This window comes from Mycolicibacterium iranicum, assembly GCF_014190915.1.
In the GTDB taxonomy this organism is placed as follows: domain Bacteria; phylum Actinomycetota; class Actinomycetes; order Mycobacteriales; family Mycobacteriaceae; genus Mycobacterium; species Mycobacterium iranicum_B.
Window position 1 is genome coordinate 100,075 of record NZ_JACHVU010000011.1, and the last position, 23,004, is coordinate 123,078.

General features: G+C 69.8%; 24 protein-coding genes. 10 read left to right on the plus strand and 14 right to left on the minus strand.

The window, feature by feature from the left end:
* The first annotated feature begins 37 nt into the window (after nt 1-37).
* Complete coding sequence (locus tag FHR72_RS20825; RefSeq protein ID WP_183471682.1) at nt 38-355, plus strand: hypothetical protein; 318 nt, start codon at nt 38-40, stop codon at nt 353-355.
* On the opposite strand, the gene FHR72_RS20830 is transcribed toward FHR72_RS20825, so the two are convergent.
* Nucleotides 345-989, minus strand: a complete 645-nt coding sequence (locus tag FHR72_RS20830; protein WP_183471684.1) for a TetR/AcrR family transcriptional regulator — start codon at nt 987-989, stop codon at nt 345-347. The genes FHR72_RS20825 and FHR72_RS20830 overlap by 11 nt on opposite strands.
* Nucleotides 990-1,045: 56 nt before the next feature.
* Here FHR72_RS20830 and FHR72_RS20835 point away from each other — a divergent pair, with 56 nt between their 5' ends.
* Nucleotides 1,046-2,410 carry an FAD-dependent oxidoreductase gene (locus FHR72_RS20835; protein WP_183471686.1) on the plus strand — a complete coding sequence of 455 codons (1,365 nt, stop codon included), beginning with the start codon at nt 1,046-1,048 and terminating at the stop codon, nt 2,408-2,410.
* Here the strand turns inward: FHR72_RS20835 and FHR72_RS20840 are convergent.
* Nucleotides 2,407-3,660, minus strand: a complete 1,254-nt coding sequence (locus FHR72_RS20840) for a cytochrome P450 (RefSeq protein ID WP_183471689.1) — start codon at nt 3,658-3,660, stop codon at nt 2,407-2,409. The two genes, FHR72_RS20835 and FHR72_RS20840, sit on opposite strands and share 4 nt — an antisense overlap.
* Before the next feature lie 174 nt (nt 3,661-3,834).
* On the opposite strand from FHR72_RS20840, the gene FHR72_RS20845 reads away from it, so the two are divergent.
* Nucleotides 3,835-4,335 (plus strand): hypothetical protein, encoded by a 501-nt coding sequence (locus tag FHR72_RS20845; RefSeq protein ID WP_183471691.1) that lies wholly within the window; start codon nt 3,835-3,837, stop codon nt 4,333-4,335.
* Here FHR72_RS20845 and FHR72_RS20850 read toward each other — a convergent pair.
* Nucleotides 4,332-6,593, minus strand: coding sequence for a molybdopterin-dependent oxidoreductase (locus tag FHR72_RS20850; protein WP_183471693.1), 2,262 nt, complete (start codon nt 6,591-6,593; stop codon nt 4,332-4,334). The genes FHR72_RS20845 and FHR72_RS20850 overlap by 4 nt on opposite strands.
* A 7-nt stretch (nt 6,594-6,600) precedes the next feature.
* Entirely contained in the window at nt 6,601-7,188 is a 588-nt protein-coding gene (locus tag FHR72_RS20855; protein ID WP_183471695.1) for a TetR/AcrR family transcriptional regulator, read from the minus strand.
* Between the two features lie 107 nt (nt 7,189-7,295).
* Between FHR72_RS20855 and FHR72_RS20860 the strand changes: the two genes are divergently transcribed.
* A complete protein-coding gene (locus FHR72_RS20860; protein ID WP_183471696.1) occupies nt 7,296-9,680 on the plus strand; it encodes an ATP-binding cassette domain-containing protein in 2,385 nt (794 codons plus the stop codon).
* A gap of 40 nt (nt 9,681-9,720) precedes the next feature.
* Here the strand turns inward: FHR72_RS20860 and FHR72_RS20865 are convergent, their stop codons facing one another.
* Both FHR72_RS20865 and FHR72_RS20870 read right to left on the minus strand, forming a co-directional pair.
* Nucleotides 9,721-10,854: a nitronate monooxygenase gene (locus FHR72_RS20865; protein ID WP_183471698.1), complete on the minus strand. Its 1,134-nt coding sequence runs from the start codon at nt 10,852-10,854 to the stop codon at nt 9,721-9,723.
* 54 nt (nt 10,855-10,908) lie between these two features.
* Nucleotides 10,909-11,658, minus strand: a complete 750-nt coding sequence (locus FHR72_RS20870) for an HAD family hydrolase (RefSeq protein WP_311736215.1) — start codon at nt 11,656-11,658, stop codon at nt 10,909-10,911.
* Between the two features lie 262 nt (nt 11,659-11,920).
* On the opposite strand from FHR72_RS20870, the gene FHR72_RS20875 reads away from it, so the two are divergent.
* Complete coding sequence (locus tag FHR72_RS20875) at nt 11,921-12,310, plus strand: STAS domain-containing protein (protein ID WP_183471702.1); 390 nt, start codon at nt 11,921-11,923, stop codon at nt 12,308-12,310.
* 45 nt (nt 12,311-12,355) lie between these two features.
* Complete coding sequence (locus FHR72_RS20880; protein ID WP_183471704.1) at nt 12,356-12,802, plus strand: ATP-binding protein; 447 nt, start codon at nt 12,356-12,358, stop codon at nt 12,800-12,802.
* On the opposite strand, the gene FHR72_RS20885 is transcribed toward FHR72_RS20880, so the two are convergent.
* Nucleotides 12,803-13,879, minus strand: a complete 1,077-nt coding sequence (locus FHR72_RS20885; RefSeq protein ID WP_183471706.1) for an NAD(P)H-dependent amine dehydrogenase family protein — start codon at nt 13,877-13,879, stop codon at nt 12,803-12,805.
* Nucleotides 13,880-13,958: 79 nt separating this feature from the next.
* Here FHR72_RS20885 and FHR72_RS20890 point away from each other — a divergent pair, with 79 nt between their 5' ends.
* The 3 genes from FHR72_RS20890 (at nt 13,959) to FHR72_RS20900 (ending at nt 16,328) form a co-directional block, all read left to right on the plus strand.
* A complete protein-coding gene (locus FHR72_RS20890; RefSeq protein ID WP_183471708.1) occupies nt 13,959-14,705 on the plus strand; it encodes a glucose 1-dehydrogenase in 747 nt (248 codons plus the stop codon).
* A 77-nt stretch (nt 14,706-14,782) separates the two neighbouring features.
* On the plus strand, nt 14,783-16,060 hold the full coding sequence (locus FHR72_RS20895) for a competence/damage-inducible protein A (RefSeq protein WP_183471710.1): 1,278 nt from the start codon (nt 14,783-14,785) through the stop codon (nt 16,058-16,060).
* A 43-nt stretch (nt 16,061-16,103) separates the two neighbouring features.
* Complete coding sequence (locus FHR72_RS20900; protein ID WP_183471712.1) at nt 16,104-16,328, plus strand: hypothetical protein; 225 nt, start codon at nt 16,104-16,106, stop codon at nt 16,326-16,328.
* Here the strand turns inward: FHR72_RS20900 and FHR72_RS20905 are convergent.
* From FHR72_RS20905 to FHR72_RS20920, 4 genes are all read right to left on the minus strand, one after another.
* Nucleotides 16,325-17,242, minus strand: a complete 918-nt coding sequence (locus tag FHR72_RS20905; RefSeq protein ID WP_183471714.1) for an alpha/beta fold hydrolase — start codon at nt 17,240-17,242, stop codon at nt 16,325-16,327. The genes FHR72_RS20900 and FHR72_RS20905 overlap by 4 nt on opposite strands.
* A 140-nt stretch (nt 17,243-17,382) precedes the next feature.
* Nucleotides 17,383-18,849, minus strand: coding sequence for an amidase (locus tag FHR72_RS20910; protein WP_183471716.1), 1,467 nt, complete (start codon nt 18,847-18,849; stop codon nt 17,383-17,385).
* A gap of 58 nt (nt 18,850-18,907) precedes the next feature.
* A complete protein-coding gene (locus tag FHR72_RS20915) occupies nt 18,908-19,219 on the minus strand; it encodes a hypothetical protein (protein ID WP_311736216.1) in 312 nt (103 codons plus the stop codon).
* Between the two features lie 54 nt (nt 19,220-19,273).
* Nucleotides 19,274-19,534: a hypothetical protein gene (locus FHR72_RS20920; RefSeq protein WP_183471720.1), complete on the minus strand. Its 261-nt coding sequence runs from the start codon at nt 19,532-19,534 to the stop codon at nt 19,274-19,276.
* Between the two features lie 143 nt (nt 19,535-19,677).
* Here FHR72_RS20920 and FHR72_RS20925 point away from each other — a divergent pair, with 143 nt between their 5' ends.
* On the plus strand, nt 19,678-20,175 hold the full coding sequence (locus FHR72_RS20925) for a hypothetical protein (RefSeq protein WP_183471722.1): 498 nt from the start codon (nt 19,678-19,680) through the stop codon (nt 20,173-20,175).
* Between the two features lies 1 nt (nt 20,176).
* Here the strand turns inward: FHR72_RS20925 and yaaA are convergent, their stop codons facing one another.
* The 3 genes from yaaA to FHR72_RS20940 form a co-directional block, all read right to left on the minus strand.
* The gene (gene yaaA, locus FHR72_RS20930; protein WP_183471724.1) at nt 20,177-20,923 is read right to left on the minus strand and encodes a peroxide stress protein YaaA; all 747 of its coding nucleotides are present in this window, start codon (nt 20,921-20,923) and stop codon (nt 20,177-20,179) included.
* A gap of 29 nt (nt 20,924-20,952) precedes the next feature.
* Complete coding sequence (locus FHR72_RS20935) at nt 20,953-21,612, minus strand: NlpC/P60 family protein (protein WP_183471726.1); 660 nt, start codon at nt 21,610-21,612, stop codon at nt 20,953-20,955.
* A 243-nt stretch (nt 21,613-21,855) separates the two neighbouring features.
* Nucleotides 21,856-23,004, minus strand: coding sequence for an alkaline phosphatase family protein (locus FHR72_RS20940; protein WP_183471728.1), 1,149 nt, complete (start codon nt 23,002-23,004; stop codon nt 21,856-21,858).

A 23,004-nucleotide genomic window follows, 5' to 3' on the forward strand; every position in this document is an offset into this window, starting at 1 on the left:
GCTGAGGGCGAGGTTCCCCACCAGAGAGGCGGCCATCATGGCATCGACGACGTCGGCCCCGCACCCTGCCGAAGCTGCGGTTCCCCGCTGGTTGCGATTCGTGCTGCGGTGCGACCGGGCGGGATCGTCCTGGTACATCGGTACCGGATTCTTCTTCGCGCCGGTGTTGACGATGGTGTCGCCGTGGCCGGCGCTGACCGCGGCCCTGTGGGTCTTCATCGCGGTGGCCGGCTTGTGGCTCGGACTGCTCGGCATCGCGATGGCGACCGGACTGGCGCTGGTTCTGCGTGCCGACACCGAGATCCCTGAGGACTATTGGCGTTCGATCCTCGACTATCCGCAGCTCACCCGTTGAGCAGTTGCCCGTGCAACGTCCCCGCCAGCCACGCCGTGAAGCGCTTGATCGACCAGCGGCGTGCGCCGACCAGACGGCGATGGAACACCGGGTCGGCGAACAGGCACGCCACGTCGACCGCCTCGGCCCGGGTCAACCCGTCGTCGAGGGCGCCGAGCGCGGCCAGCGCGTCGACCACCGCCCGGGCACCCTCACGTCGCTGAGCGTTCAGGGTGGTGAGCAGCGCGCGGGCGACCTCGTCGGTCGTCGCAGCGTGCTCGAGCGCCGCGAAGAGCTCACCCACGCGGGCGTCGACACCGACCAGGACCTCGACCCACCCGTCGATCAGCGCGTGCGGATTCTCGCGGGCCAGCAGCTCGCGCACCTCGGCGCGGTCGGCGAGCGGCACGGGTTCGTCGTCGCCGGCGACAGCCCAGTTCAGTGCTGTGGCAAGTAGTTCGGCCTTTCCGCCGACCGCACCGAACACCGTCTTGCGACTGACCCCTGCCGCCTCGGCGATGGCATCGACGGTGGTGCCGGCATAGCCCCCGGCGACGAACAGCTCCGACGCCGCCGCGACGATCCGCCGCCTCGTGTCGCGTGCTTGATCCCGCCGCAGGTCGGATCGGTACGCACGCTTGACATCCTCAGCCATTTCGGGTGACCCTCATACTATTCATTACACCATAGGTAACTCGAATTGAGGGCGTCATGCACACGATCGTCGTCGGAGCCGGGCCGGCCGGGCTGTTCACCGCGATCAGCCTCGCCCGCCGTGGGCGATCCGTCCTGGTCGTCGACCGGGACCCGGGCCCCACGGGCCCCGACGAGTGGCGGCGCAGAGGCGTCATGCAGTTCGCTCACTCTCACACCTTCCGCGCTCCTGCGATCGAGGCTCTGCAGCAGGAGATCCCGGACGCGCTGGTGGCGATGCGTCGGGCGGGCGCCACCATCGCCACCGCGACCGACGGAGCTGCCGCGGCCCTGAGGATCCGGCGCGAGGTCTTCGAGCGCGTCCTGCGTGACGTCGCGTCGGCGCAGCGGCGGCTCACCATGGTGACCGGGCATGTGGACGCGGTTCTGACGAGTGCAGGGCGCGCCGTCGGTGTCAGGGTCGGCGGCGCCGAGGCGCACGCCGGCCTCGTCATCGACGCGTCGGGGCGCACAGGGCGGGCGTTGCGCGACGGACGCGTCGGCGACGGGACCGGCCGCAGGGCAGTGGGCATGGTGGAGGGCAGCCCGTGCGGAGCCGCGTACGTCAGCAGGCAGTACCGCCTCCGCGACGGGGCCGACCCCGGCCCCGTCAACTCGCCCATCGGGCTGTCGCTGACGCTGCGGGGCTATTTCGCCGTGATGTTCCTGCACGAGGGCCGGACCTTCTCCGTCACGATCACCCACGGCGGCACGGATTCTCGCCTCCACCGGCTCCGCCACCCCGCGCTGTACGAGGCCGCGGTGCGTGCCATCCCGGGCCTGGCCGAATGGATCGACCCCGCCCGGGCGGAACCCCTGACGCCCGTGCTGCCCGGCGGTCGCCTGTACAACACCTACCGCGCCCAGGTCGACGGGTCGGGGCAGCCGGTCCTGCCGGGCCTGGTCGCCGTCGGCGACGCGGTGTGCACGACGACACCGCTGGCGGGTCGCGGGGTGTCACTGGCTTTCCTGCAGGCGCGGCGTCTGGTCGAGATCCTGGCGGCCCACCGGGACCCGGCGGCCGCCACCGTGGAGTTCGACGCCTGGTGCCGCACCGACATCCGGCCGTGGTATCTGGATCACGTCGCCGCCGACGGCGACAGACTCCGACGGTGGAGCGGCGGCGACGTCGACCTGACGAGACCTCTTCCGTCGGATCTCGTCGTGGCCGCGGCCGCGGCCGACCCCGGTCTCGGCCCTGCGGTGGCTCCGTACGACCGGATGTCGGCGCTGCCCTCGAGCCTGGACGCGCCGCAGGCACGGGCCCGCGCGGTGTACGCATCCGGCTGGCGCCCGCCGGTGGCCGACGGACCCACCGCCGAGGACCTCGCGCAGCTGTGCGGCGAAGCCGACGACCGTGGCCGGTTGCCCGCGGCGCTCTAGTGGGCGACCGGGCAGCCGGATCCGGTGTAGTCCACCTTCCAGTGCTTGATGCCGTTCAGCCATCCGGACCGCAGCCGGTCCGGGGTGCCGGCCGACATCAGATCCGGCATGTGGTCGGCGATCGCGTTGAACATCAGGTCGATGGTCATCCGGGCCAGGTTCGCCCCGACGCAGTAGTGCGCCCCGGTTCCGCCGAACCCGACGTGGGGGTTGGGGTCCCGCAGGATGTCGAACGTGAACGGGTCGTCGAAGACGTCCTCGTCGAAGTTGGCCGAGCGGTAGGACATCACGACCCGCTGACCCTTCTTGATCTGGACCCCGGACAACTCGTAGTCGACGACCGCCGTGCGCTGGAAGGAGGTGACCGGGGTCGCCCAGCGGACGATCTCGTCGACGGCGGTGGCGGGCCGCTCCCGCTTGTAGAGCTCCCACTGGTCGGGGTGTTCGGTGAACGCGATCATTCCGTGGGTGATGGAGTTGCGGGTCGTCTCGTTGCCCGCGACGGCCAGCAGCACCATGAAGAAGCCGAACTCGTCGTCGGAGAGTTTGTGGCCGTCCACGTCGGCCTCGATGAGTTTGGTGACGATGTCCTCGCCGGGGTTCTCGGCCCGGATCGCCGCCAGCTGCATGGCGTACATGATGAGTTCGGTTGCGGCATTGCGGTTGTCGTAGTGCGCGTATTCGGGGTCGTCGTCGCTGACCATCTGGTTGGACCAGTCGAACAACTTCTTGCGGTCTTCGATCGGCACACCGAGCAGCCCCGCGATGGCCTGCAGCGGCAACTCGCACGACACCTGCTCGACGAAGTCACCCGACCCTTCGGCGGCCGCGTTCTTGGCGATCTCCTGGGCGCGGGCGTTGAGGTCGTCACGCAGGCGCTCCACGGCGCGCGGGGTGAAACCTCGCGAGATGATCTTGCGCAGGTGGGTGTGACGGGGCGCGTCCATGTTGAGCAGCACCAGGCTGCCGGTCTCGATCTGCTCGCCGGTCGAGCCCGCGGGGTAGCGGGGGAGGGCCGTTTTGTCCTGGCTGGAGAACACGTCGCTGTGTTTGGAGATCTCCTTGACGTCCCGGTGCTTGGTCACCACCCAGTAGCCGCCGTCGTCGAAGCCTCCGTGGCCGATGGGCTGTTCGTTCCACCAGATCGGTGCGCTGCGCCGCAGGGCCGCCAGCTCCTCGACCGGGAGGCGCTCGCAGTTCAGGTCGGGGTCGGTGAAGTCGAATCCGGGGGGAAGAGTGGGAGTCGCCATACGTTGGCTCCTAAACGTCACGTGGGCCTCCCGCATTGCTACACCACATGACGTCCGCGGCGAGCCGAGTTCGGCGAAGAACGGGGAATTGGCCGGCCTCGTTCGGTAGTTGTAACGAAACCGGGCGCGCATCTGATGCATTCTGTGACAACACAGGGTCCGGGAGGGTGCATCGTGAGGTTCGGTTTCCGCGCAAGGACAGCGTCCATCGTCGGTGCCGCGGCGTTCGCCGCGCTGGTTGCGGCCGCTCCGACGGCCATGGCCGAACCCACTGCGCCGCAGCCGGTGCCGACGCCGGTACCGGGCCCCGTGCTCCCGGCCCCGGTGGCTCCCGCCCCCGCCCCGGGCGAAGCGGCCGTCGTCCCGCTCGCCGCGGGTCCCGTCGCCCCGGCCGAGCCGGCAGGCGTACCGCATCTGGCGAGCCCCGAGAACTTGCCGCCCGGCACCAGCGTCACCCCGACCCAGCAGGGCCGCCTCGGCTACTTCCGCGACCTGTGGCACGCGATGCGGACCCAGGAGGTCAGCGGTGGCGACGCACTCCTGCTGCTCACCCAGCGACCGATGAGCGCGTCGCCGTCGGGCGGCATGCCGGCCGGCCCGCAGCCGCAGGGTCCCGCGGCGCCGCCCGCCGTTCCCGCGGGCCCCGCACCCGTCGCGCCCCCGGTCGCCCCCTAGCTCGCCGCGCCGGCCAAAGCGCCGGCCACGCTGTCTATCCGCGCGGGGACGTGCTTGTGCCACGGAGTCCCGGCATAGGCGTCCCGCCAGGCCGACGAGGTCAGCGCGTTCGGGGCGACACCGGGTGTCTGGGTCGTGCCGTCGGCACCGGCGAAGTCCAGGCCGAATCCGTTGGGCAGTGAGGCGTGCCCGGGCAGCATGGCCTCGCTGATCTCCACCGTCGCCTCGGCGACGCCCGCCGCCGTGGTGATGCGCGCGCGTCCGCCGTCCACGAGACCCAGCGCCTCGGCATCCTGCGGGCTCACCCGCAGTGCTCCGTCGCTGTCCCGCTGCCGCCACGACGGATCCCGGATGATGTCGTTGGCGGTGAAGGCCCGCCGCTCACCCGCCGACAGCACGATCGGGAATTCCGGGCTGGTGAGCCCGGCCGGCGCGTCGGCCAGGGCGCGGACGTCGGCGAGCATCTCGGGGATCTCCAGCGCGATACGCCGGTCGGGATGGGTGATCAGCGCGAAGTCCTCCTCGTACTCGTGGACCGTGAACGTGACGCCCGACTTGCCCTCCAGGATCGCGGTGAAGAGCGCGTTGCCGTCGGCGTGCCCGGCACGGCGCATCGCATCCGGGTAGGTCATCGCGGTCTTCTGCGCCAGGCCCCACAGCGCTGCCGCGCCGGAAAGACCCTCGGGCAGTGCCGGACCCAGCGTCTCGTACAGGACGAAGGGCAGCACCTTGCCCAGCCCCGGGTTCGCGCCGACGGCTGCCAGGAACGCGTCGGTGAACGCGGCCAGACCCTGGTCGGCAGCGCGCCGCAGCGGGATCAGCTCACTGTCGTCCACCGCCCCCAGGGCACGCATCAGGCGGGCCCAGATCTCGGGCTCGGGGAGGGTCCCCGGCAGCGGTTCCATCAGGGGGTGCCGCAGATGGAAGGTGTTGTGCGGGAACTCCAGGTTGAAGAACGTCGCCTCGACTTTCTCGAACTGGGTGGCCGCCGGCAGCACGTAGTGGGCCATTCGCGCCGTCTCGGTCATCGCGACGTCGATGACCACGAGCAACTCCAGTTCGGCGAAGGCCCGCCGCACCGCGTCCGAGTCGGCGACGGAGTGGGCCGGGTTGCTGCTCTCGACGATCATCGCGCGGAACCGGTCGGGGTGATCGGTGAGAATCTCCTCCGGCACCACGTTGCTGGGCATCAGCCCGCCGATGATCGGGGCGCCGGTCACCGGGGTGCGGCCCACCCCGCCCGGGCGGAACAGCGGCGCGAACGACGAATGCAGGTGCTGGCTTCCGCGTTTGGCGAAATTGCCGGTCAGGATCCACAGCATCTTGTTCAGGTACGAACACAGAGTGCTGTTGGGCGACTGCTGGATGCCGAGGTCCTCGAACACCGCGACGCTGCCGGCCGCCGCGATCCGGCGGGCCGCCTTACGGATGAGCTCCTCCTCCACGCCGCAGCGCACGGCGTACTCACCGATCGGAACCTCGGCGAGCACCTGCCGCACGGCGTCGACGCCGGTCACGTGCTCGGCGAGAAACCGCTCGTCACAGAGCTTCTCCCGAACCAGCACCCCGGCCAGCGCGGCCAGGCACCAGGCGTCGGCCCCCGGACGGACCCGGAGGTGGAAGTCGGCCATCTTCGCGGTGTCGGTGAGCACGGGGTCGATCACCACCATCGACCGGCCGGGGTCCTTGGCGATCTCGTTGAGCACCACGCGGGCGCGGGGGAAGCTCTGCGACATCCACGGGTTCTTGCCGACGAACACCGACACCTCGGCGTGCTCGAACTCACCGCGGGTGTGGTTTCCGTAGAAGTGCGCGTCGACCCAGTGCTCACCGGTCTTCTCCTGCGCCAGGGCATTCGAGCGGTGATGGGAACCCAGCGCCTTGAGGAAGGCGCCACTGTAGGCCCCGCCGAGGTGGTTGCCCTGGCCGCCGCCACCGTAGTAGAGGATCTTGTCTCCGCCGTGGTCCGCGGCGATCTGCGCGAACCCGTCGGCGATCTCGCGGACGGCGGTGTCCCAGTCGATCGGCTCGTAGCTCCCGTCGGGAAGCCTGCGCATCGGGGAGGTGAGACGGTTGCGGTTGTTCTGGTAGTGATCCAGGCGCAGCGCCTTGTTGCACGTGTATCCGCGCGACGCGGGATGCTCCTTGTCGCCGCGGATGCGCGCAAGCCGGCGGTCCTCGACCTGGACGACGATGCCGCAGTTGCATTCACAGAGAATGCAGGCGGTGGGCTGCCATTCCGTGGCCGGTCCTGTCATCGCGAACTCACTTTCCTGCAGCGGGGGTGATCTGCGCGCCGATCAGGGAACGCAGTTGTGCCTGAACCAGATCGAGCGGCTCGACGTTTCGCGATGCCCGCGCGACCACGATCGCACCCTCGAAGGACGTGAGCACCAGCATCGCCAGTGCCTCGGCGCTCTCCGCAGCGACACCGTCGGCGACCAGCCGCTGCTCGATCACGTCCTGCCAGCGCGAGAACGCCGCGGCGGCGCGGTCGATCACCGGGTTGGGCGGGTCCGCCTTGGTGGGGTCGCCCGACTCGACGGCGACCGCAACGACCGGGCAACCCGCGCGGAAGTCACTGCGCTGCAGCTGCTTTCGATAGCTATCGAAGAGGCCGTCGAGCACCTCGAGGCTCGACGACGCGCCGGCGAGCCGGTCTGCCATGAATTCTGCGGCGTAGTCCACCGCCTCGCAGAGCAGTTGCGTGCGCCCGCCGGGGAAGTAGTGATAGGCCGATCCGCGGGGCGCACCGCTGTGCGCGAGGACGTCGGCGATCGCCGTCGGGTGCGCGCCACGCTCCCGGATCAGCAGGGCCGCCGACACGACCATTCGTTCGCGGGGACTCGTCACGGTGCAGGCTCCTCGACGCGCAGGATTCTATGTATGTCACCCTACATAATCGGCGGCGCCTGCGGAACCCCGTCGTACTATCGGCGGGTGCCCAGGAGCTCACCTCGATGACCCACCCGGCTGACACCCACGACCTGATCCGCGTGACCGGCGCCCGGGAGAACAACCTCCGCGACGTCAGTATCGAGATCCCCAAAAGGCGGCTCACCGTGTTCACCGGGGTGTCCGGGTCGGGCAAGAGCTCTCTGGTCTTCGACACGATCGCCGCGGAGTCGCAGCGGCTGATCAACGAGACCTACAGCGCGTTCGTGCAGGGGTTCATGCCGTCGCTGGCACGGCCCGAGGTCGACGTCCTCGAAGGACTCACCACCGCGATCATCGTCGACCAGCAGCGGATGGGCGCCGACCCCCGCTCGACCGTCGGGACGGCCACGGACACCGGCGCGATGCTGCGAATCCTGTTCAGCCGGCTGGGCGAACCGCACATCGGGTCACCCCAGGCGTTCTCGTTCAACGTCGCGTCCCTCAGCGGGGCGGGCGCGGTGACTTTCGACCGGGGCGGCAAGACGGTCAAGGAGCGCAGGGATTTCGCGATCGTCGGCGGCATGTGTTCACGCTGTGAGGGCCGCGGCGCCGTCAACGACATCGACCTCACCGCGCTGTACGACGACACCAAGTCGCTCAACGAGGGTGCGCTGAGCATTCCCGGCTTCTCCATGGAGGGCTGGTACGGCCGCATCTTCAACGGCTGCGGGTTCTTCGACCCGGACAAGCCCATCAAGGACTTCACCGACCGGGAACGCGACGCCCTGCTGCACAAGGAGGCCACCAAGCTCACGATCGACGGGGTCAACCTCACCTACCTGGGCCTGATCCCGCAGATCAAGAAGTCGTTCCTGGCCAAGGACGTCGAGGCGATGCAACCGCACATCCGGGCCTTCGTCGAACGAGCGGTGACGTTCACGACCTGCCCCGAGTGCGGCGGGACGCGGCTGTCCGAGACCGCTCGATCGTCGAAGATCGACGGCAAGAGCATCGCCGACGTGTCCGCGATGCAGATCGCCGATCTGGCGCAGTGGGTCGGCTCGGTGCGCGACACGACGCAGGCGCGGACGGTCGCGCCGCTGCTGAGCGCGCTGCAGCACACCCTCGACTCGTTCGTCGACATCGGGTTGGGATACCTGTCGCTGAACCGTCCTGCGGGGACTTTGTCCGGGGGAGAGGCCCAGCGCGTCAAGATGATCCGGCATCTGGGCTCGTCGCTGACCGACGTCACGTACGTGTTCGACGAACCCACCATCGGCCTGCACCCGCACGACATCACCCGGATGAACACCCTGCTGCTCAGACTGCGCGACAAGGGCAACACCGTGCTGGTGGTCGAGCACAAGCCCGAGACCATCGGCATCGCCGACCACGTCGTGGACCTCGGGCCCGGCGCCGGCAGCGCCGGCGGCGAGGTCGTCTTCGAGGGCACCGTCGACGCGTTGCGCCGCAGCGACACCGTGACCGGCCGTCATCTCGACGACCGCGCCGCCCTGAAGGACTGGGTGCGAGATGCCCGCGGCACGTTGCCGATCCGGGGCGCCGACACCCACAACCTGGCCGACGTCGACGTCGACATCCCGCTGGGTGTGCTGGTGGTGGTCACCGGTGTGGCGGGCTCGGGCAAGAGTTCGTTGATCGACGGCTCGGTGGCCGCGCTCGACGGCGTGGTGTCGGTCGATCAGAGCCCGATCCGGGGTTCGCGCCGCAGCAACCCGGCGACCTACACCGGCCTGCTCGACCCGATCCGCAAAGCCTTCGCGAAGGCCAACGGCGTCAAACCCGCTCTGTTCAGCTCCAATTCGGAGGGTGCGTGCCCGGCGTGCAACGGCGCCGGGGTGATCTACACCGAGCTGGGCGTAATGGCCACGGTGGAGTCCACCTGCGAGGAGTGCGAGGGTCGCCGCTTCCAGTCCAAGGTACTGGGCTACACCCTCGGCGGGCGCAACATCTCCGACGTGCTGGCGATGCCGGTCTCCGAAGCCGCCGGGTTCTTCGGCGCCGGGGAGGCCAGAGTCCCTGCCGCACAGAAGATCCTGCAGCACATGGCCGATGTGGGCCTGGGCTACCTGACGCTGGGCCAGCCGCTGACCACACTGTCGGGCGGGGAGCGCCAACGGCTAAAGCTGGCGGCTCGCCTCAGCGACAAGGGATCCGACGCGGGCACCGTCTACGTCCTCGACGAGCCCACCACCGGGCTGCACCTGGCCGACGTCGAGCAGCTGCTGGGCCTACTGGACCGCCTGGTCGACGCCGGCCGGTCGGTGATCGTCATCGAGCATCACCAGGCCGTCATGGCCCACGCCGACTGGATCGTCGATCTCGGTCCCGGCGCCGGCCACGACGGCGGACGCATCGTCTTCGAGGGCACGCCCAGGCAGCTCGTCGCCGACGCGAGCACCCTGACCGGCCGCCACCTCGCCGAGTACGTCGGGATTTCGGTGTAGTTCGTCAACGCCGGCGTGACCAACTACACCGAAATCGCTCTCAGACGCTGGCGGCTTCGTTGAGCTCGTTGAGCGTGTTCGTCGCCTCGAGGTATTCCTGCACCCAGCGCTCGATGACCGTCGCGGTCTTCTCGACCTTGGTGAACTGGCCGACGACCTGACCGACGGGGTTGAACGCGACGTCGACGGACTCGTTCGGATACTTGTGCGTGGCCGCGACCGCCATGCCGGAGACCATGTACTGCAACGGCATTCCGAGCGGCTTCGGGTTGTCGGGGTTCTCCCACGCCTCGGTCCAGTCGTTCTTGAGCATCCGCGCCGGCTTGCCCGTGAAGGAGCGGCTGCGCACGGTGTCGCGGCTGGTGGCCTTCGCGTAGGCGGCGTGCTGGACGGGGGTGTGCTCGGACTCCTCGACCATGACCCACTGCGAGCCCGTCCAGGCGCCCTGCGCGCCCAGCGCGAGCGCGGCGGCGATCTGCTGGCCGCTGCCGATACCGCCGGCGGCGAGCACCGGAACGGGCGCGACCTCCTTGACCACCTGCGGCCACAGCACGATCGACCCGATGTCGCCGCAGTGACCGCCGGCCTCGCCGCCCTGGGCGATGATGATGTCCACGCCCGCGTCGGCGTGCTTGCGCGCCTGGTACGGCGATCCGCACAGGGCGGCGACCACGCGGCCCGCGTCGTGGATGTGCTGGATCATGTCGGCCGGCGGGGTGCCCAGCGCGTTCGCGATCATCGTGACCTTGGGATGCTTCAGCGCGACCTCGACCTGCGGGGTCGCGGTGGCCTCGGTCCAACCCAGCAGCTGCAGCGCGTCGTCGTCGCTGTGGTCGACGGGCACGCCGTGGTCGGACAGGATCTTCTTCGCGAAATCGATGTGCTCGTCGGGGACGAGGTCGTTGAGGGTCTTCTTGAGGACTTCCGGATCCATATCGGTGGCGTCCATGCCCTCGTACTTGTTCGGGATCACGATGTCGACGCCGTAGGGGTGGTCGCCGATGTTCTCGTCGATCCAGTTCAACTCGATCTCAAGTTGTTCGGGGGTGAATCCGACCGCGCCGAGCACGCCGAAGCCGCCCGCCTTGCTCACGGCGACGACGACGTCGCGGCAGTGGGTGAACGCGAAGATCGGGAACTCGATGCCGAGCTGGTCGCACAGGGGAGTATGCATAGTCCGCTCCTGGTATGGCCATGGGTGGTACACGATTCAAAACTGAAACGTGTTCTACTTTAGTACACCACGCAGGCCGCCGTATTTGCCTTTGCCCGGGTTCACCACCGTCAGCACCGGCCATCCCTGCGCCGCGGCCATCGCGGCGAGCTTCTGGCGGGGGTTCACCGGACGGGGATAACCGACCAGCGACATCAGGGCGATGTCCTCGTTGCCGTCGGCATAGAAGTAGCTCTCCTGCAGGTCGATACCTCGTGCGGCGCAGAAGTCCTGCACGGCGTCGGCCTTGCGTGCCCCCCAGATCACCGGTCGGGCGATCCGGCCCGTCAGCCGGCCGTCGTCGTCGACCTCGAAGTGATTGCACAGCACGTGGTCGATCTCCAGGTAGCGGGCGACGGGCTCGGCATGGATGGTCAGCGCCGACGAACTCATCACCACGGTGTGGCCGCGGCGTTGGTGCGCCAGCACCACCTCGTGCATGGCGGGGAAGACCCGGGAGCGCACCCGTTCGCCGAACAGTCGCTCACCCACCACGTCGAGGTCGGTCAGCAACTCCCCGCGCAGGTAGCCGGCCGCCCGCTCCAGTAGTCGCGCGAAATGGACCCGGCCGAAGCGGTAGCGCATCGCGGCCTCGATGACCCCGGTGACCTCCCCGATGCGGGCCTGACGCCGACGGATGCGGTCACCGGCGTGCGCGGTGGCGGTGAACCCGTCGACGAGGGTGCCGTCGAGGTCGAAGAATGCGCCGATCGCGGGGCCCGCCGGAGCGGCGTCGATCTCGGCGACCGGATCCGGCGCGCTCACCGAGCGCTCCCGCCGACCGGGCGCACCTGGTCGCTCCTCACGTCCGCGGGCACATTCCGCTCCTCGTATCACGGTGCAGGCACGGGGCCCCTGACGTGCCATGCTACGGGCGTTGCCACCGCTCCTGGTTTAATCTGTGGCCTGGTCGCCGGAAACGGCAACGGTAGTTTGGTCTTGCCGGGTTCAGGATGCAGCCTGCGTGAGTTGCACTGGTGTGTGCCCTCGCAGTATGCGATGAGCGGCCTGACATGGAAGGTGAACTTTGGACGAGCAACCAGCCGACGGCACGGCAAGCGGAGGCACAGCCTCTTCTACGTGCGTCGTCACTGAACGATGGGTCGACGGAACGGCCGTCGTCGCGGTGGCCGGCGTGGTCGACATGCTCACCTCGCCCCAGCTCGAGACGGCGATCGACTCCGCGCTGGAGCAGAAGCCCGGCGCGGTGGTGATCGACTTCACCGACGTCGAGTTCCTGGCCTCGGCCGGCATGGGCGTCCTGGTGGCCGCCCACGACAAGGCCGGCTCCGACGTGGCGATCAGCGTGGTGGCCGACGGCCCGGCGACGAGCCGTCCGCTCAAACTGGTCGGGATCGCCGATATCGTGAAGCTCTACGCAAGCCTCGACGAGGCGCTTGCGGCGCGCGACACATAGAAGACTCGCTTAAGAACGTGCTTGGTGGGGTAGCCAGCGACTGCCATGATCGATTCCATGCCTCCGGCTGAGGTAGCCAATGCCGAACGCTTCGAGCGATTCGGCCTCGCTGCGGATGCGGGCGCTGTCGCGCGCGTGCGCCGCGAGTTCACCGAATGGCTCCGGCAGTTCTTCGCGATCGACGACGTCCGGTGCAGCGACATCGTCCTGGCGATCAACGAAGCCCTCGCCAACGCCGCGGAATTCGCCTACCGACTGTCCGACCGGCCCGGCACGATCGACATCCAGGCGACCTACGACGCCGAGGAGCAGACGCTCGAGGTCTGCATCGAGGACCGCGGTACGTGGCGCAAGCGTCAGATCGAGCCCGCGCCGCGCACCCGGGGCCGCGGGATTCCGCTGATGGAGACGCTGTCGGACTACGCGACGATCGAGCCGTCGACCAGCGGAACCACCGTCAAGCTCGAATGGCGCGGCATCAGCCGCATCTGATCACGCCGGCCGGTACGTGCCCTTTCCCGTCGCCAGCGGCAGGTCCAAGGTCGTCCGGATCCCCGGGGCGGCATCGATCACATCCGGGATGGCATTCACGATCCGCCCGGCGGCCGCCAGGATCGCCGCATAGTTGTGGTCGCCGTTGCGGCTGGTCGGGCAGATGTCCATCACGTACGACGGCTCCCCGCTGATCTCGACGCGGTAGGACCCGCCCTCCTGGGCCGGCTGCGCCCAGTCGGGCCGCAGATCGCCCCTCAGACGCGTGATGTGTTCGACGACGATGACGGGCTCGCCACCCACCATGCCCTCGATCACGAACCGCACGGCGGCCACGGTGCCCTTCTTGATGGTTCCCACGGCCACCTCGAAATCCTCGGGTGCGGGCTCCTGCTCCACGGAGTCTCTGATCTCGTCGACCTGCACGCCGAGCCCGGCGGCCAGCTGACGGATGCCGACACCCCACGCCGCGCTCAGCATCCCGGGTTGGTACAGGAACGGCAGGTCACCGATCTCGTTACCGAAACCCATCACGTCGAACATCACCGTCGCCCCGTCGTAGGAGGCGTAGTCGGCGATCTCCATGGTGCGGATCTGGCTGATGCTCTGACAGGTGCTCGCCAGGGCGAGCGGCAACAGGTCGGTCACGAACCCGGGATCTACCCCGGTGATGAAGACACTCGAATTACCTTGTCGCGCCGCAGTTTCGACCTTCTCGATAGTGTGATCCGGGATGACACCCCACGGATACTCGAGAAAGCCGGGGGAGGAGCCGACCACATCGATGCCCGCCTCGAGCAGCGCGCGCACGTCGGCCAGGGCCTCCCGGGGCCGGATATCGCCCATCGCGCAGTAGACCGCACAGTCGGGCCCGGCGGCGATCACGGCGTCCCGGTCGCTGATCGCGGTCACTCCCGTCGTGACGTCCAGACGCGCGAGTTCGCCGGCGTCCTTGCCGATCTTGTCCTTCGACGACACCCACACGGCGACGAGCTCGAACCGGTCGTCCTCGATGAGCTGACGCAGCGCGAGGCTGCCGCAATTTCCGGTTCCGAGGAGCGCCACACGAATAGCCATGGCGAGCAGTATGCGTGGTGCGGAACGAAATTGGAACAGGTTCTAGTTTGCGTCGGGGCGTGAGGTAACCTGTCGCCCCATGGGACGCGTGGACGGAAAAGTGGCACTCATCAGTGGTGGCGCACAGGGGATGGGCGCCGAGGACGCACGGGCGCTGATCGCCGAGGGCGCCAAGGTCGTCATCGGCGACATCCTGGATGACAAGGGTCAGGCACTGGCCGACGAGATCAACGCCGCCACACCGGACTCCATCCGCTACGTCCATCTCGACGTGACCCAGGCCGACCAGTGGGAGGCCGCCGTGGCCACCGCCGTGAACGATTTCGGCAAGCTCAACGTGCTGGTCAACAACGCGGGCACCGTCGCCCTGGGCCAGATCGGTCAGTTCGACATGGCCAAGTGGCAGCGCGTGATCGACGTGAACCTGACCGGCACCTTCCTGGGCATGCAGGCCTCGGTCGAGGCGATGAAGGCCGCCGGCGGCGGGTCCATCATCAACATCTCGTCGATCGAGGGTCTGCGCGGCGCCGTCATGGTGCACCCCTACGTCGCGTCCAAGTGGGCGGTCCGGGGCCTGACCAAGTCCGCGGCGCTGGAACTCGGCGCCCACAACATCCGCGTGAACTCGGTGCACCCCGGCTTCATCCGCACCCCGATGACCAAGCACTTCCCGGACAACATGCTCCGAATTCCGTTGGGCCGCCCCGGGCAGCCCGAGGAGGTCGCCACGTTCGTGGTGTTCCTGGCCAGCGACGAGTCCCGCTACTCGACCGGGGCCGAGTTCGTCATGGACGGCGGCCTCACCAACGACGTCCCGCACAAGTAGCGGCGCGTCCCGGACCGGGTCTCGCCCACCCCGGGCGCACCGTCGGGCCCACCGGCCGGTGCGTAAGGTCGGGTGTCGTGAGCGTGAGGGCCGGAATCGTGGTGACGGGGACCGAGGTCCTCACCGGACGCGTCCAGGACCGCAACGGCCCCTGGCTCGCCGACCGGCTGCTGGAACTGGGTGTCGAGCTGGGCCACATCACCCTGTGCGGTGACCGGCCCGCCGACATCGAGGCCCAGCTCCGCTTCCTCGCCGAGCAGGGCGTCGACCTGATCATCACCAGCGGCGGCCTTGGCCCGACCGCCGACGACATGACCGTCGAGATCGTGTCCCGGTTCTGCGGCCGCGAACTGGTGCTCGACGCAGGTCTGGAAGCCACGATCGGCGACATCGTCACGCGCCTGATGGCCCGGTTCCCGGATGTGGACGCCGAGGCGGTGATCGCGGCGAACCGCAAGCAGGCGCTGGTGCCGGCGGGCGCTGTCATCCTCGACCCGGTCGGAACCGCGCCGGGTGTGGTGGTGCCCGGCACCCCGACCGTCGTGGTGCTGCCCGGCCCGCCGCGCGAGCTGCAGCCCATGTGGCAGACGGCCGTGGCGACCCCGGAGGTGCAGGCCGCGATCGCCGGCCGCACCCACTACCGGCAACAGACGATCCGGATGTTCGGCCTACCCGAATCCGGACTCGCCGAGACGCTGCGGGACGCCGAGCGCAGCGTCGCCGGCTTCGACCGCCTGGAGATCACGACGTGCCTGCGGCGCGGTGAGCTCGAGATCGTCACGCGGTACGAGCCCGAATCCGAGGAGGCTGCGGCGGCCTACGCGGGTCTGCTCGACGTCTTGCGCGAAAGGCACGGTCGCGCGCTGTTCTCCGAAGACGGAGCGCTCGTCGACGATCAGATCGCCGGCCTGCTCGCCGGGCGCCGCATCGCGACCGCCGAATCCTGCACGGCGGGGCTGCTGGCGGCCAGACTCACCGAGCGCGCCGGGTCGTCCGCGTACGTCGCCGGCGGCGTGGTCGTGTATTCGAACGCCGCCAAGACCGACCTGCTCGGTGTGGACGCCGCACTGATCGACGAGCACGGCGCCGTCTCCGAACCGGTGGCCGAGGCGATGGCCGCAGGAGTGCTGCAGCGGTTCGGCGCCGACACCGCGGTGGCGATCACCGGCATCGCCGGGCCCGGCGGCGGGTCGGAGGCCAAGCCGGTCGGCACCGTGTGCTTCTCGGTGGCCCTGACCGAGGGCGCCACCCTCACCCGCACGATGCGGCTGCCCGGCGACCGATCCGATGTCCGCGAGCGGTCGACCACCGTGGCACTGCATCTGCTGCGCCGGGCACTCACCGGCGACAGCTAGGGTGGGTCCACCACCAGCCAGAGATCTATGGAGAAGCACACCGATGGTTGACACCGACGAACGACAGGCGGTCTCGGCGCTTGCCGAAGCGGCCGGTTGGAATCACCGCGTCGCCGACCGCAGCGACTACTTCGACAAAGGCATCGTCCGCATCCACGTGGTGTGGCAGGGCGAGACGACCATCAGTGGCGGCACGCTCTACCACGACGATTTCATGCAGACCTACAGCAGGGATCTCTCGACGGTGCGGGGCTGGCTGAAGCGCTAACGCTGGTCTTTGGCGTCCCAGAGGTCGCTCATGGCCTGCATGATGGCCTCGGCCTCGCCCAGGCCGCCCAGGTGGCTCTCGCCGGGCAGGGGGTAGAACTCGGCATCGGGCAGCAGTGCCACGACGTGCTCACCGTGTTCGAACGGCACGATGTGGTCGCAGTCGCCGTGCCACCACCGGACCGGCACCTTGACCTCGTCGAGCCGGAAGCCCCAGTCCCGGGCGAACACCACGACGTCGGCGAACGGGGCGGCCAGCTGTTTGCGGCTGCCGTTGAGCAGATCGTCGAGGAACATCGCCTTGAACTCGGGGCGCACCAGCAGCCGGCGATCCCCTTCCGGGGAGATGCTCGCGTACAGGTACAGGGCGGGCTCGGCGACCGGCTTGATGAGGCGGATCAGACCGGTGGCCACGAAGCTCAGCGACGTCCCCACATGCTCGAGGAGCGGCGCCACCGGGAGTCCGACCTTGCCCATGACGCCCCCGCCGATGCCGTCGGGGCCGCGGGTCGGGGCGACCCCGCCGAGGATGCCGACGGCGACGACACGGTCTGGCATCGCCGCCGCGCAGCCCAGCGTGTAGGGACCGCCGCCGGACAGTCCGATGATCTCCATCTTGTCGATGCCCAGGGTGTCGGCGATGACCCGCAGATCGTCGGCGAAGTCGATGACCTTCTCGTACTCGTGCGGCGACGACGAGCCGATGCCGGGACGGTCCACGCCGATGAGCCGGATGCGGTTCTGCTCGGCGAACACGCGGGCCTCCACCGGGATCTGACGCCGGGCACCCGGGGTGCCGTGCAGCCAGAAGACCGCCCGCCCCTGCGGGTCGCCGAACTCGGCGAAACCGAGCCGACGGTCGGACCCGACCAGGACGTTGCCCTCGAGTTTGGGGCGCGCGATCTCCAGTGCCATGCGCGAAAGTGTCGCACGCCTCGGTGGGGCGCTCGATCGGCTCGGGCGAAGATGCGGGGCACCGATGCACAGCGTGACGATGGTGCGAGCGGGCCGGCGTCAGCTCACGGATGTCGGAGACCGTGCGCAGCCCGTGTCGGTCACGGGCCGCCGACCCATCCCGGAGGGCGACGGTCGGCCCACGGTAGCGCCGTTTCGAGTTGCGCAGCCAGCGTCAGCAGGATCGCCTCGTCGGGAGCCATCAGCTGCACCCCGAGGGGCAGTCCGGCGTCGCTGACCCCGAGCGGCAGCGACATCGCGGCCCAGCCGGTGACATTGGCCAGCGACGTCCAGCCGGTGGTCGCGAACTCGACGTCGAAGAACGCCCGGGTGCTTCCGCGCGGCTGGTCCAGCAGGCCGTAGGGCGGCGGCCCCGTCAGCAGCGTGGGCACCAGCAGCACGTCGGCCCCGGCCATCTGCGCGGCGAACCGGCGCGTCTGTGCGTGCACGGTCGCGATCGCGCCCGCATACTCCGTGCCCGTCGTCGTGAACCCTTCGCGCATCATCTCCCAGGTGCTCGGCTCGAACTCGTCCTCGCGCGGCTCCCTGCCCAGGACCTCGCAGGCGAGCTCGTAGAGCTGGGCGTTGCTGACCGTATGGAGCACGGCGATGGCCTCGGCCACCGCATCCGCGTCGACGGTGGGAGTGCCCGGCTCGACACGGTGGCCGAGGTCGCCGAGCACGGCACCGACCCGTTCGACCGCGGCCACCACCGCGGCATCGGTGGCCGGGCCCGGGAACGGCGACCCGGTGGCAAGCGTGATCCGTTGCGCCGCAGGCACTTCGGCAAGTGCATTCAGAAACGGCCCGGAGGGCATCGGAGCCGAGTAGGGGTCGCCCACGCCGACGCCGGTGACGGCGTCGAGCAGCGCAGCGCTGTCGCGCACGGTCCGGGTCAGCGCGTGCTCGTTGACCAGACCTTCCAGTCCGTGGCCGGCGGCGGGGCCGAACGAGGTGCGGCCCCGTCGCGGCTTGAGGCCCACGAGGCCGCAGCACGCCGCGGGCACGCGGATGGATCCGGTGCCGTCCCCGCCGGACGCCGCGGGCACGATCCCGGCGGCCACCGCGGCCGCCGAACCACCGCTGGACCCGCCCGGGGTGACCGTCGGCGACCACGGGTTGACGGTCGGCCCGAACAACGACGGCTCGGTCGTGCAGTGGTTTCCCCACTCGGGGGTGTTGGTCTTGCCGAAGACCACCAGTCCCGCCTCCAGGTAGCGGTCGACGATCCAGGCGTTCTCGGTGGCGACGTGGCCGCGCAGCGCCCGCGAGCCCATCGCCTCGGGCGCTCCGCCGAGCGAGGCGCCGAGGTCCTTGAGCAGAAAGGGAACTCCCGCCAGTGGTCCCGCCTGCCCGGAGCGCAACCGGCCCGATTCGTCCAGCGCGGCGGCCTGCTCCCGACCCCTGTCGAACAGGTCGGTGATGACGGCGTTCAGCGCGCGACCCGCCTCGAGCCGCAGAATGGCCGCCTCCAGCAGTTCGACCGCGCTCAGGTCACCGGCGGCGAGCAGGGCGCCCTGTCCGAGCGCATCGATGTCTGCCAGTTCCAGGGCCGCAGAGGTGTCCATGACGCGGATCATGCTGCCCGGGTGCGGGCACAGGCAACCCGGGCGCACGCCGAGGCCGTCAGCCGACGGCGGCCGAATACGCCACGACACCCACCAGGATCGCCGCGGCGCAGAGCGCGAAGGTGCCGACGGCGAAGGGCCAGGCGGTCTTGCGCCGGATCAACTGGACCACCGTCACGATCAGCCCGATCACGCCGATGCCGGCTGCGGCGAACAACGAGGTGAACACCGCCTCGACCGCGCCGTAGACGCTGCAGCTGGCAGGCGGGCAGTGATCGAGGAATGCCAGCGAGAACAGCCCCAGGAACGACGCCGCGGCCCCGAGGAGCACCGTCAACACGAGCGCGGCGACGGAGATCGCGATGTCCACGCCGGAACGCCCGCGTGGTGCGGGAGGCTGTGCGAAGCCCGGATACGACACGGGTCAGGCCTCCTGAGCCCGGCGCTTCTCGGCCGCTTTCTGCAGGGCCTTCTCGGCGACCTCCTGGTCCTTGGCCACCACCCATTCGGTCATCTGCAGCGCGATGAGGATGTCGGCGGCGGTGATGAACAGGCCCCACCAATACATCCACCGCAGCGCAGGATCCGGCGCCGAGGCGAAGTAGCCGATCAGGAAGATCGGGCCGACGATGCCGAACACGAACATCATCAACTGGATTCGCACATACACCCACAGTGTCGACATCGGGGCGAAGTCTCCCGTGTCGGAACCACGGCGTCAACGGCACGGGGCCGAAGGGTTACGCGCAGCCTGATCGGGCATCTAACCTGTGCTTGAGCGTCGGCATCCGGTGCTGGCCGCACCACACAGGACAGGGGAACCACGACATGCGCACAACCGCTCTGGCCGCCGCAGCCTTCGTCGCCGTCTCGGGGGCCCTGGCCGCGACTGCGGGTGTGGGGCCGGCGGCGGCCGCCCCGGGCGCGGGGCCCACGCCCCTTCCGTTCCAGCAGACGTTGCGGCGCTGCGATTTCACCGAGTTCCAGTACTTCGGACCGGCGTTCTACGGCCGCCCGTCCGGAAGTCTGCGGGTCGAGGGCGGCGAGGTGGTGGCCGACATCCTGTTCGCCACCGGGGCGGCCAACACCCGCTACGACCTCAAGCTGATCCAGGTGGATCGACCGTCGGCGCAGCCGTGCAACCCCGGGGACCCGGGGGTGGCGGGCACGACGCTGTTCACCGATGCCGCCGGGGCGGGGTCGGCGACGGTGCGTGCCCCGAAAGCGCCCGGCGCGACGGGGGCCTGGGTGTCGCTGACCCGGCCCGGCCAGTTCTCTCAGCTTCCCGAGGAGTTCTACACCACGAACTTCGTGGTCCCCATCTAGTTCAGGCGGGCACCACGACGGTCAGGTGATCGCCGCGTCGTTCGACGCGCATGTCGGCCCGCCGCGCCACCGTGGCCACCGCGGCCGCATCACCCGGTTCGGCGCGGGTGGAGGCCAGGGCACGCGCGAGGCGACCCTTGTGGGCTTTGTTGAAGTGGCTGACGGTGCTGCGTCGCCCGTCGGGATGCTCGGCCGTCACGTCGACGGTGACGGCTCCGGGCACCTTGCCGAGGGCGGCGTAGGACCCCGACCGCAGATCCACGACCAGTTCACGGCCCGCCAGTTCGGCCAGGACGGGCTCCAGGCTCGGCTTCCAGCGGGCGGCCAGCGTCGGTCGGCCCGGAAGCTTCGATCCGGCGGACAGCCGGTAGGCGGGGATCTGGTCGTCGGCGCGGACCAGACCGAACAGCGCCGACACGACGGCCAGGCGGGCCGCGGCCCGGGCAACGGCCGCACCCTTCAGCGACCCGACGTCGAGCGCGTCGTAGAGCACGCCCGTGTAGCGGTGGATCGCGGGGAGCGTCGGCGCCGCGCGCAGCGCCGCGTTGCGGTCGATCTCCCCGTCCTGCGAGGCGGAGATGCCGAGGGCCTTGCGGCTGGCAGGACGATCGGCGGCGAGCCGGACGAGGTCGTCGACGAGTTCTGCGCGGGTCGCGGTCAGGGCCGGGGAGCTCAGGATGTCCAGCGCCAGCGGCGGGCCGTCACCGCCGGGGCGCTTGGTCTCCGACGGGGGGAGCAGCACGATCACGGCGCAACGCTATCGCCCGGAGGTCGGAGTCAGGCCGGCGCTCCCGGCGGCGGAGGCGGCAGCGGCGCGCCCGGCGGGGGCGGCGGGACCGGCATCCCGGGGGGCGGGGGTGGGATCGGCGCGCCGATCGGGGGCGGGGGCAGCGGACCGCCCGGGGGCAGGACGGCGTCCTGGCCCATCTGGACGACCGGAGCACCCGGCGGCGGGGGCGGCGGAAGCGGTGCCCCCGGCGGCGGAGGCGGGGGAAGCGGCGCCCCCAGGGGAGGCAGCTGGTTGATCGGCGGGGCCAGCAGCGGGTCGAGCGCAGGCGCGGCGTTGGCGGGCATGGGCAGGAACATGTGGTTGGTGAACTGGTCCTGATAGGCGCCGCCGCCGCCGACCTTGACACCGCCCCCTTCGCCCGAGGACACCGGGGTGCCGTCCGGCAGGGTCACCGCGGTGTGCCCACCGTTCCAGCCAACCACGAGAGCACCCGGTTGGGTGCCGTACTGGAATCCGCGCGCCAGCAGTGCGCTCTCGATGTTCCCGGTGTGGAACCTGTCGCCGTAGACCGGCCTTCCGGTGGCGGCGTTGGTCACCCACGACACCAGGCCAGAACAATCCGTTCCCGACGGGGAGTCCCCGCCGGACACGTACGGAGTTCCCGAAACCTGGTTGACAAGCGTCAAGAGAGTTGCGAGAGCAAACATGCGGCCGGACGTTAACAGAGGGTCTCTAATACGGTCAAAATCTGTGACTGCGGGCACAATTCGCATGTCAGCCGCGGTGACGTCACGAAAAGAGCCGTCCATGAGACTGATTCGACCGTCGCACCCGATTCCCGTCACTACGATCCGAACCGCCTGAGCCGCAAAGCATTCGGACCACAACACACCTGAATTGGCGACGTTCCGCCAGTATCTGCCAGGAGTTTGCCGACACGCGGCCGTATGTCAGGCCGCCGCGGGCGCGCGGTGGGCGATCAGCAGAGGGATCCGCTGCTCGGCCGAGGTGAGCGAGCCATGCTGGCCTACCAGCGAAGACTCGACGGGCTCGGTGCCGCGTCGGAGCATGCCGGCGCGTCCCCTCGCGGCCGCGATGACGTCACCGATCCTCGGGCGGACGGCGTCGCTGACGCGTTCGCCGAACCAGCCGGCGTCGATCGCCTCGTCGCGGGTGACCACCCAGGCCCGCTCGCCCAGGACGGTCTGCCAGGTCGCCAGCACATCCTCCAGCGCGCCGTCCCGGGTGTAGATGTGGCGGGCTCGCACCTCGCCTCCGATGGCCTCGGTGCCGTCGTGCAGCGCCTCGGTGACGTCGAGATCCACGACGTTCTCGTCGAGGGCCACCATTCCGTGGTCGGCGACGACGGCGAGCAGACCTCCGCTCGGCAGCCCCTCGACGATCGATTCCACCAGCTTGTCGACCTGCCGTAGCTGCAGCCGCCAGGCCTGCGACCCCGGGCCGTGCAGGTGGCCCACGAGGTCGAGATCTCCGTGATAGCCATAGCAGAAGCCACGGTCGGCCAGCACGGAGCGGACCGTCGAGGCCAGGTCTCCCATCGTGTGGACGCCCACATAGGTGCCGCCGCGCAGCACCGCCCGCGTCAACCCGGACCCCGCGAAGTGGGCGCCGGAGATGACGCTCACGGCGACCCCGGCGGCCGCCGCCGTCTCGAACACCGTCGCCCGGGGCTGGACCTCCTCCGGTTTGGCCCGTTCGCGCAGGTCCACCGCACCCGGATGGGGAGACCACCTCAGCGCGTTCACCACCCCGACGTCCGGCAGGCGGAACGTCATCCCGACCATGCCGTGTTCACCCGATCGGCACCCCGTGCCGATGGCCGCCAGGCCGGCAGCCGTGGTCGCCGGGAAACCGACCTGCAGGGAGATCCCCCGCAGGGAGGCCAGCACGGGGGCATCGGCGGCATAGGTGTCGAGGAGGTCGGCGCCCAGCCCGTCGACGAGCAGCACGCACGCTCCCGCCACGTCGTACGGGAGGGGGATCCGCGGCGTGAATCCCGCTGTCCCCATCGCGGCCAGCACCGACGGGGCGACGTCGGCCAGGTGCGCAACACCCGGATCCGGGCGGGGGAGGTCCAC

What these genes read in the sequence shown, in the direction of transcription:
- FHR72_RS20835 (WP_183471686.1), top strand. Translation starts at nt 1,046, where the DNA reads ATGCACACGATCGTCGTCGGAGCCGGGCCGGCCGGGCTGTTCACCGCG.
- FHR72_RS20900 (WP_183471712.1), top strand. Translation starts at nt 16,104, where the DNA reads ATGGTTGACACCGACGAACGACAGGCGGTCTCGGCGCTTGCCGAAGCG.
- FHR72_RS20850 (WP_183471693.1), bottom strand. Translation starts at nt 6,593, where the DNA reads ATGACAGGACCGGCCACGGAATGGCAGCCCACCGCCTGCATTCTCTGT.
- FHR72_RS20925 (WP_183471722.1), top strand. Translation starts at nt 19,678, where the DNA reads ATGCGCACAACCGCTCTGGCCGCCGCAGCCTTCGTCGCCGTCTCGGGG.
- FHR72_RS20860 (WP_183471696.1), top strand. Translation starts at nt 7,296, where the DNA reads ATGACCCACCCGGCTGACACCCACGACCTGATCCGCGTGACCGGCGCC.
- FHR72_RS20830 (WP_183471684.1), bottom strand. Translation starts at nt 989, where the DNA reads ATGGCTGAGGATGTCAAGCGTGCGTACCGATCCGACCTGCGGCGGGAT.
- FHR72_RS20880 (WP_183471704.1), top strand. Translation starts at nt 12,356, where the DNA reads ATGATCGATTCCATGCCTCCGGCTGAGGTAGCCAATGCCGAACGCTTC.
- FHR72_RS20865 (WP_183471698.1), bottom strand. Translation starts at nt 10,854, where the DNA reads ATGCATACTCCCCTGTGCGACCAGCTCGGCATCGAGTTCCCGATCTTC.
- FHR72_RS20920 (WP_183471720.1), bottom strand. Translation starts at nt 19,534, where the DNA reads ATGTCGACACTGTGGGTGTATGTGCGAATCCAGTTGATGATGTTCGTG.
- FHR72_RS20825 (WP_183471682.1), top strand. Translation starts at nt 38, where the DNA reads ATGGCATCGACGACGTCGGCCCCGCACCCTGCCGAAGCTGCGGTTCCC.
- FHR72_RS20840 (WP_183471689.1), bottom strand. Translation starts at nt 3,660, where the DNA reads ATGGCGACTCCCACTCTTCCCCCCGGATTCGACTTCACCGACCCCGAC.
- FHR72_RS20905 (WP_183471714.1), bottom strand. Translation starts at nt 17,242, where the DNA reads ATGGCACTGGAGATCGCGCGCCCCAAACTCGAGGGCAACGTCCTGGTC.
- FHR72_RS20910 (WP_183471716.1), bottom strand. Translation starts at nt 18,849, where the DNA reads ATGGACACCTCTGCGGCCCTGGAACTGGCAGACATCGATGCGCTCGGA.
- FHR72_RS20890 (WP_183471708.1), top strand. Translation starts at nt 13,959, where the DNA reads ATGGGACGCGTGGACGGAAAAGTGGCACTCATCAGTGGTGGCGCACAG.
- FHR72_RS20885 (WP_183471706.1), bottom strand. Translation starts at nt 13,879, where the DNA reads ATGGCTATTCGTGTGGCGCTCCTCGGAACCGGAAATTGCGGCAGCCTC.
- FHR72_RS20935 (WP_183471726.1), bottom strand. Translation starts at nt 21,612, where the DNA reads ATGTTTGCTCTCGCAACTCTCTTGACGCTTGTCAACCAGGTTTCGGGA.